This window comes from Marinobacter sp. UBA2498, from assembly GCF_002341575.1.
Classification (GTDB): Bacteria; Pseudomonadota; Gammaproteobacteria; order Pseudomonadales; family Oleiphilaceae; genus Marinobacter; species Marinobacter manganoxydans.
Genome location: NZ_DDOI01000019.1, coordinates 10581 through 12922 on the forward strand (window position 1 = coordinate 10581; position 2342 = coordinate 12922).

The 2342-nt window shown below is 60.2% G+C and carries 4 protein-coding genes; 1 reads left to right on the forward strand and 3 read right to left on the reverse strand.

Annotated elements, in window-relative coordinates; translation table 11 throughout:
• Nucleotides 1-623: methyl-accepting chemotaxis protein (locus B2W52_RS01940; protein ID WP_286801082.1), on the forward strand; the 623-nt coding region annotated here is incomplete at its 5' end.
• Nucleotides 624-668: 45 nt separating this feature from the next.
• Here the strand turns inward: B2W52_RS01940 and B2W52_RS01945 are convergent.
• The 3 genes from B2W52_RS01945 to B2W52_RS01955 form a co-directional block, all read right to left on the reverse strand.
• Nucleotides 669-1226 (reverse strand): cob(I)yrinic acid a,c-diamide adenosyltransferase, encoded by a 558-nt coding sequence (locus tag B2W52_RS01945; protein ID WP_014576743.1) that lies wholly within the window; start codon nt 1224-1226, stop codon nt 669-671.
• A 13-nt stretch (nt 1227-1239) separates the two neighbouring features.
• On the reverse strand, nt 1240-2133 hold the full coding sequence (locus B2W52_RS01950) for a ketopantoate reductase family protein (RefSeq protein WP_286801083.1): 894 nt from the start codon (nt 2131-2133) through the stop codon (nt 1240-1242).
• Between the two features lie 5 nt (nt 2134-2138).
• On the reverse strand, nt 2139-2342 hold a 204-nt coding region (locus B2W52_RS01955; protein ID WP_286801084.1), incomplete at its 5' end, for a hypothetical protein.

A 2342-nucleotide genomic window follows, 5' to 3' on the forward strand; every position in this document is an offset into this window, starting at 1 on the left:
CCGGCCGGGGCGTGGTGGCCGACACGGTTGAAACCATCAACAAGCTGGCGGGTGAAATCTCAGGCGCGGTGGAAGTGATCAACCGGGTCAGCAAGGACAGTGACAACATCAGTCAGGTGCTTGTCGAGATCAAGGCCATCGCCGAGCAGACCAACCTGCTCGCCCTGAACGCCGCGATCGAGGCGGCCCGAGCCGGGGAGCAGGGGCGTGGTTTCGCGGTGGTTGCCGATGAGGTTCGCTCGCTGTCACAGCGCACGCACAAATCGACGGAAGAAATCGAAGGCATGATTTCCCGGCTCCAGAGCGGCGTCAAGGACGCGGTGTCGGCCATGACCAACAGCCGGGACGTGACCGAGGCAACGGTGCAGAAGTCCGGAGAGGTGACAGAGGCCCTGGATAGAATCGCCAAGGGCATCTCCGTGATCGTGGATATGAGTCACCAGATCGCCCAGGCCGCCGAAGAGCAGTCTGCCGTCGCGAAAAACGTGAACTCGAACGTTGAGCAGATTGGCGAGCTGGGCCATAAAACAGCCGCCAATGCTGAAGAAACCCTGGGTTCTTCCAGAGAAATGTCGCAACTGACAGCGTCGCTTCAGCGTCTGGTGGAAGCGTTCAAGGTCTGACCAGCGGACCTTTGCGCGCGATCAGGCGCATAAAAAATCCGGCCCTTAGAGGCCGGATTTTTTTTGTTCCCAGAGAATCTCTTCGCCACCCTCGCGCCGGGCCAGTACGCGGGCGATGACAAACAACAGATCCGATAGACGGTTCAGGTAGTGTCGGGAAGCGGTGTTGATCGAGTCCTCATGGCCGAGGGCGACGACAACCCGCTCTGCACGACGGCAGACCGCCCGGGCAAGGTGACATTGGGCGGCGCCGGGACTGCCGCCGGGCAGGACAAAATTCTTCAGCGGTGGCAGGCCTTCGTTGTGCCGGTCCAGGGTGCCTTCCAGCCATTCGATGTGTTCGTCACCAATCACACGGCTGCCGGGGATGGCAAATTCGCCCCCCAGGTCAAACAGATGATGCTGAATGCGGCGCAGGCTCTCCACCAGTTCGTCGTCGCTGTCCAGGGTTTCGATTAGCAACCCGATATGGCAGTTGAGTTCATCAGCGGTGCCCATGGCTTCAACTCGCTGGGCATTCTTGGCAATCCGGTTGCCATCGGCCAGGCCCGTGGAGCCATCGTCTCCGGTGCGGGTGTAAATCTTGGAAAGGCGGTTGCCCATCAGTCTGCTCCTGTTAATGTGACGACAGTTGTTGTACCCGTTCGGTCAGCATTTGGTTCACCGGCGTGTCGATACCGAGTTCTTTTCCGAGTTTTGCCAGATACCCGTTGATAAAGTCTATCTCGGTTTGGCGTTTCCGGAGAACATCGGCACGCATCGACGATGTGTTGCCGGCGGTGTTTTGAGCGACCTGTTCAATGCGTTGGCGCAGGGAATCCGGTGTTTCCGTAATCTGGACGGCGGCGCTCATCAGCTCTGACAATTCCCGGCAAAGTTCCTCGATGGTGTCCTGATATAGCCCTGCAGACAGGATGTCGCCATTGGGGCAGTTCAGGATCGCGGTGTAGGGATTGATGCCCGCATTGATGATCAGTTTCTGCCAGAGTCGCTGGAGGATGGCCGGCTCCGGATGAATGGCCAGGCCGGAGTCTTCCAGCATGGCGACCGCGCGGTCCACCGAGAATCTGGCCTGCTCTGTCAGCGGGCCCACCCAGGTATCGCCGGTACCGGCATGGACGAGAAGCCCCGGTTCAGGTCGATTTGCTCCCTCGGTGGTGCTGGCGGCCAGGATCGGGCGCTCCGGCCACCGCTCGGCGACAGCTTGCTGGCTGCCCAGTCCGTTCTGGAAAAGCAGGATGGGGGTTTCAATGGGTAATTGGTCGATCACGCCTGCTAAGGCGCTCAGGGTATCACCGGCCTTGGTTGTCACCAGCATCAGGTCCGGCGTGTCGCCGGTCCTGAGGAAGGGAATCTGTATGGAGGATTCCGGCCCCTCAAAGGGCCGGAAGCGGTAATCGACGCTTGAGTCGGTGGGCTCGCCCGGTCTGGCCACGAAGGCAACGCAGCCTTTGGATAGCATTGCGCCCCAGAGCCTGCCCAGGGAGCCTGCACCGAGAATACCGATCATGCCGGTTACATGGCCTCGATATCGGCCCTTTGCTGGCTCAGGCGGGCCTGGCTGCTTTGGGCGTCCCGGAGTTTTTCCTGTTCCTTCTCGACCACCTCGGCCGGAGCCTTGGCCGTGAACTTCTCGTTACCCAGTTTACCCTCCAGGCGACCGATCTCTTTCTGCAGGCGTTCCAGCTCCTTGTCCAGACGCTTGAGTTCGGCATCCTT